This window comes from Pseudomonas sp. 05T35 (assembly GCF_056396605.1).
Genome location: NZ_JBFTLU010000375.1, coordinates 1 through 4,589 on the forward strand (window position 1 = coordinate 1; position 4,589 = coordinate 4,589).

Sequence of the window (4,589 nt, forward strand, 5' to 3'; positions counted from 1 at the left end):
TCGCCTCCATCAAAGCCATCGCCGGCGACCTCGCCTTCGAAATCGAAGGCTCCCGCCGCAACGTCGCCCTCGCCATCTACCGCATGGCCGAAGGCGCCCAACTGCTGATCGACCGCGCCATGGACAACCTCGATTCACCGAATCCGGTGGAGTATCGGGTTAAGGTGTAGTCCAACCAAAGAGCGCGCCGGTATCGGCGCGCTTCTTGACGATGGCTCACGTTCGCTCAGGCGCGCCCCGAATGGGAATCACACAAGCCCTACCCTCCTCGCCGATCGGCTGTATCACCGATACGACCGGCGCCAACTTTCCAAACGTTACCGAGGTCGATCATGCCGGCCATTGCCGGAAGCGAACTCGATAGCAATGTCATCGAGATCAAGACTGCTTCGAAAAGCGAAAACGCAGGAAAACACTTCACGCCGATAGTCCCTTTAACGGATCAGAGGTAACTGAAAACGCATCCTGGCCGCACAAATATCACTGTCCTCTCGAAATAGAACGAAGCTCAAATCACAGTTCCCGGCAGCGTAATGCTTCCAAACGGGGTCCGATAGATCGGCGCCGCTAAGACGCTTGATCGAGTCCTGGAGTTTATCGGCGCGGTCTTTACCGGCCATGATCGACGCGGCTTTGTACAAGCCATCATTGGTCATCCCCGTCTGCAAATAAATCAGCTCACCTAATCGGGCATTGGTCGCGTGCAGCAGGCACGAAAGCTTTTTGAGCTGTGCTTCTTCCCCCGAAGACGCCGATAGGTAAACCTCTTCGCAATACGTTTCTTTAAACGTTACCCAGTTCCTCTGCACATCAATCAGCAGCTGTTTATTTTCTGGAAGCAAACTGCCCAAGGCTTTTTTGTACTGCTCATTCAGTGCTGCATCTACTTTCTCGAAGCTTTGTTGGCCACATGCAATAAAATCAGGTGTCTCAAAACTGTCCTGATTACACGTCCCCTGTGCATAAACCGAGGACGTTGATGCGACTAAAACAACACCGACCACACTCAAAAAAACCTGCTTGAATCCGTTCATAACTCCACCGCTCCGTTGCTGCGCTCAACCACTCGCGTGGGAACCTTCAACGCTTTGCCCGCGCCAGACATCAGCAAGCCATACTGCTTGTAAGCCACCGCCGCCCGCTCTTTATCGTTCGCCCCCCAATAGCTGTCCGCGAGATTCAAATAGGCAACGACTCTGCCGGGGTTATTCGCAACAACCGCTTTTAGCAGCTCAATGGACTCTGCGTAGTAACCCGCTTCACCCAGCAGAAAACCCAGATCATTAGACCAACCGGGCATTTGAGCGAAGTAATACTTTCTCACGATGTAGCTTTGCGGATCACAGCGGTCACTCTCTCCCCCCATAAGGAAATACCCCATCACCTCGTTGAATGCGCGAGTATCCCCTTTGCGATACAGCGCCAACGCCTGATCGAGTTGTGTCGCTGTATCAATCATCATCAGCTTTTTGTACCCATCACTGGGCGTCCCGGCGTGGACTCCATGTAATTGCTCAAAAACCTTAAGCCCATCGAAAGACTCCAAAGAGACTTCGCCGACCATTTCTTTGGGTAATTCTTCAACACTGAGAATCGAGCGGTCACAGGAAGCGCTATTTGTCACCTGCAACACATTTTTCAACTCAAACTTTTTTGAGCTTTTGCTGTAGCGAAACAGCAGATTGAAATTATAAATACCATTATCTTCTTCGTTAGTCACCAGAGCAATGTAGTCTCCTGCTTCGCCGGAAGACTGCTTAACCGATACTGGCTCCGCTTGTTGATCTATAACCTTAAGCGTTCCCGACTGGCCATTAATAACACTGACGCTGAAGCCATCATTAACGGCTGATGAATACTGAGTCTTTATCAGCGGTAACGCCTTGGACGTATCCAAAATAATTTGATCGCCAGTCTGTTGCTCAGGAGCGATCAGCAATCGGTGATAAGCCGCATCAGATTCCGTTGTCAGCACAAACACATTTTGACGCGATGCGTCGCCCAACAAATTGGCCGATATCTTTTTGATGAGCGTTGGCTCACTGGACTTGGACCTGTTCTCCGATGTCTTTTCCAGATTAAGCACGGGTTGATTCTTCGAGAGCTGCCTACAATTGGAGTAACAAACCATCTTGGCCAAATCAGGCTCGTCACTTTCCATAAACAAATACGTGGCGCCCCCCCTTCGTTGCCTGTCAACGTAAACGGGCACACTGACCGCCAACGTGTCAGCGGCCAAAGGAGTGGGTATGTCGTTCGCAACCGTTACCACGTTAGCTTCGACGTCGCCGCAAAGGGACTCAATCGCTACCTCACCAAAGGCAAGATTCGCTCGGGCAGTCAGCTCAGCGGAATCCGGATGACACTCATAGCCATGCCAACGAGGCCCAGACGGCATAAAAATGTCTAATGAAAAGATATAAATTCGATTCAAAACTATTCTTTTATCGTCATAACTAAACGCTACCCAGCGACGCGTTTTGGATGAAGAATAGTTTTGATTTTCAAGAATGTACTGACTGCCGTACTGATAGAGTTTGTTTGAACTCAGCGCCCCCATGGGCTCCGGCTTATCGAAAAGCTTCCTCCCTGAATGGGCATCTACAATGTAGCCATCTTTATCCAAGACAACTGAGCAACTGCTGATGGCGTTGCTGTCGTCTCCGCATGACTTTACTTGTGGGAAAACCAATTCAGCGGCACCGGCCCCTGAAAAATAAAACGCCAACAAGAAAATCAAATACCTCAACTTATAAAACCTGAATAATTTCACCACTGGCAACCCGTTTCAGGAGAGGATTCAACGTACAGGGCATGATCAAAAAAGTAGCGTTTTTTGCTTTTATAGTTTGTATATGACATTGCATTAACAAGCGCACCTTGAGTCGCCATTGCATATTCACCGGTCACCACACCCTCAGAGACCTCGACCCACGTTGTTGTGAATTCAGAAGGTCCGCCTTCGGCCATGTCTTTCGCCTGAATGTCTTTGCGCACCAGGGCGATTGACTCCTTGGATGCCCCATACTTGACACCGGCAGCAACCCAATTGGCTGCCGGATCATAGTAGGTTCTAAATTCAAATTTGATGCTTTTCCCTTCCTTGGAGCGGAAACAGTAAATCTGTGACTCCACTTCACTGTGAGCAATCGATGGGCACATGAGCACCATTAGCAAAAACAACTTCTTCAAAACAGCTCCCTTGTTTCTTCAGTTAAAGATCAGCCGCAATCTTGTCCAGATAGTCCGAGCGTTCCAGACTCATTCTTGCAACGCAATTGTTCACCGTTGTCACATACGCGGGCATACCCGCCTCAATCTCAAAAGCTTCGAGCGGGCAATCCGTATCGCGTAATTTGATCCAGATGCGCTGTGATTCCTTGACCTTCGTCTTGAATACCTTCCCCGCATCGGRCTGGGCTCGATACTGGGAGTCGAGCCGCGCCATCAGCTTCTGGTAACTGGTATTGAGCCGGGAATCGGCAGCCTTCTTCGCGATGTCTGCACACGTCTCAATCTGCTGACTTGCAGCCATCTCGTTGCAATCCACCCCAGCAAACGCGAGTGAGACCGGCAGAGATACATCGCCCGCTAGCACGCAAACAAGCACCACCATAAAACGCTTCAATGCTTTCATGCGATCACCTGCTTCTGCAACGGCAGCCAAACGAACAGACCACACAGCAAACCCGTCAACAACATCGTGGGACTACGGCTGCCCATAGGTGATCCTTTTCTCAGTAGGACTCTGCTCCCGTAGCGCCTGTGCAGTAACGCCGTAAGCCTTGATCAGTTCGCGGCGAGAGCCCTTCGAACCGAACGAGCGAACGGTATTGCTGTAGGAGTAACTGACCAGCTCTCCCGCCGTCGAGTAATAACCAAACCATTCAGGACAAGCACCGCACCCACCATATCCACCGATGAACACCAGGCTGCCTTTTGTCCCTTTGATACAGGCCATAGTCACCACAACGTTTGCCAACATCTGCGTGCTTTTCCCGTCATTGGTCAGTTGTGACACTTGGCCCACATCACGCCGCAGCACTTTGCCGTTGATGTTAATTGTCTGATCTGAACAGACCGGCAAGAGTTGATCTTCGCCCAATTCAACCGAAACTGATCGACAAGAAGAGATCAGCTCCACATCGACGCTGCCACACTGCAGAACATCATGCTGGGTATAGGCATCACTGGCAGCCAAAGCCCAGAAGGAGACAATCGCCAATGCACCGCCCACGAGAAAGCGCTTAACCATCAAACGACGCCTCTTGGAATCCACGCGCCCATAGAGATCATTACTCATCTGCATCACCAGCCTTGGCCAAGCACTGTGCATATCCCTTCGCGAATCCAGTATCAAAGGTCAACGCCACCGGTTCCTCAAGCTCCGCCGAAGTATTGCGCAGTACGTGCTTTGAGACGTCGTACTCGACCCAACCAATGATTCCCGCGCCATCCGTCTCATAGAAAAGCTGAGCCCGGACCTTTTCACCGTCATCTTCATCGATCAGCAGATTGACCTTGTCCTTGGTGACGTAGCGAAATGGGAAATTACTGCTGCGGACCATCTCGGTGAGATAACCGTAACA

The 4,589-nt window shown here is 50.8% G+C and carries 7 protein-coding genes; 1 reads left to right on the forward strand and 6 read right to left on the reverse strand.

Annotated elements, in window-relative coordinates:
- Nucleotides 1-170 (forward strand): DUF6124 family protein (locus AC1DH9_RS23070; RefSeq protein ID WP_477808841.1); only part of this gene is annotated, 170 nt, incomplete at its 5' end.
- A 264-nt stretch (nt 171-434) separates the two neighbouring features.
- Here the strand turns inward: AC1DH9_RS23070 and AC1DH9_RS23075 are convergent.
- The 6 genes from AC1DH9_RS23075 to AC1DH9_RS23100 all read right to left on the reverse strand — a co-directional run.
- On the reverse strand, nt 435-1,034 hold the full coding sequence (locus tag AC1DH9_RS23075; protein ID WP_427545523.1) for a lysozyme inhibitor LprI family protein: 600 nt from the start codon (nt 1,032-1,034) through the stop codon (nt 435-437).
- On the reverse strand, nt 1,031-2,749 hold the full coding sequence (locus tag AC1DH9_RS23080) for a hypothetical protein (RefSeq protein WP_477806074.1): 1,719 nt from the start codon (nt 2,747-2,749) through the stop codon (nt 1,031-1,033). The genes AC1DH9_RS23075 and AC1DH9_RS23080 overlap by 4 nt, the downstream gene beginning before the upstream one ends.
- Before the next feature lie 20 nt (nt 2,750-2,769).
- The gene (locus AC1DH9_RS23085; protein WP_427545519.1) at nt 2,770-3,192 is read right to left on the reverse strand and encodes a hypothetical protein; all 423 of its coding nucleotides are present in this window, start codon (nt 3,190-3,192) and stop codon (nt 2,770-2,772) included.
- Between the two features lie 22 nt (nt 3,193-3,214).
- A complete protein-coding gene (locus AC1DH9_RS23090; protein WP_477808839.1) occupies nt 3,215-3,637 on the reverse strand; it encodes a lysozyme inhibitor LprI family protein in 423 nt (140 codons plus the stop codon).
- A gap of 72 nt (nt 3,638-3,709) precedes the next feature.
- Nucleotides 3,710-4,303 carry a hypothetical protein gene (locus AC1DH9_RS23095; protein ID WP_427545515.1) on the reverse strand — a complete coding sequence of 198 codons (594 nt, stop codon included), beginning with the start codon at nt 4,301-4,303 and terminating at the stop codon, nt 3,710-3,712.
- On the reverse strand, nt 4,296-4,589 hold a 294-nt coding region (locus AC1DH9_RS23100; RefSeq protein WP_477808840.1), incomplete at its 5' end, for a hypothetical protein. The genes AC1DH9_RS23095 and AC1DH9_RS23100, both read right to left, overlap by 8 nt.

What these genes read in the sequence shown, in the direction of transcription:
- AC1DH9_RS23095 (WP_427545515.1), bottom strand. Translation starts at nt 4,303, where the DNA reads ATGAGTAATGATCTCTATGGGCGCGTGGATTCCAAGAGGCGTCGTTTG.
- AC1DH9_RS23075 (WP_427545523.1), bottom strand. Translation starts at nt 1,034, where the DNA reads ATGAACGGATTCAAGCAGGTTTTTTTGAGTGTGGTCGGTGTTGTTTTA.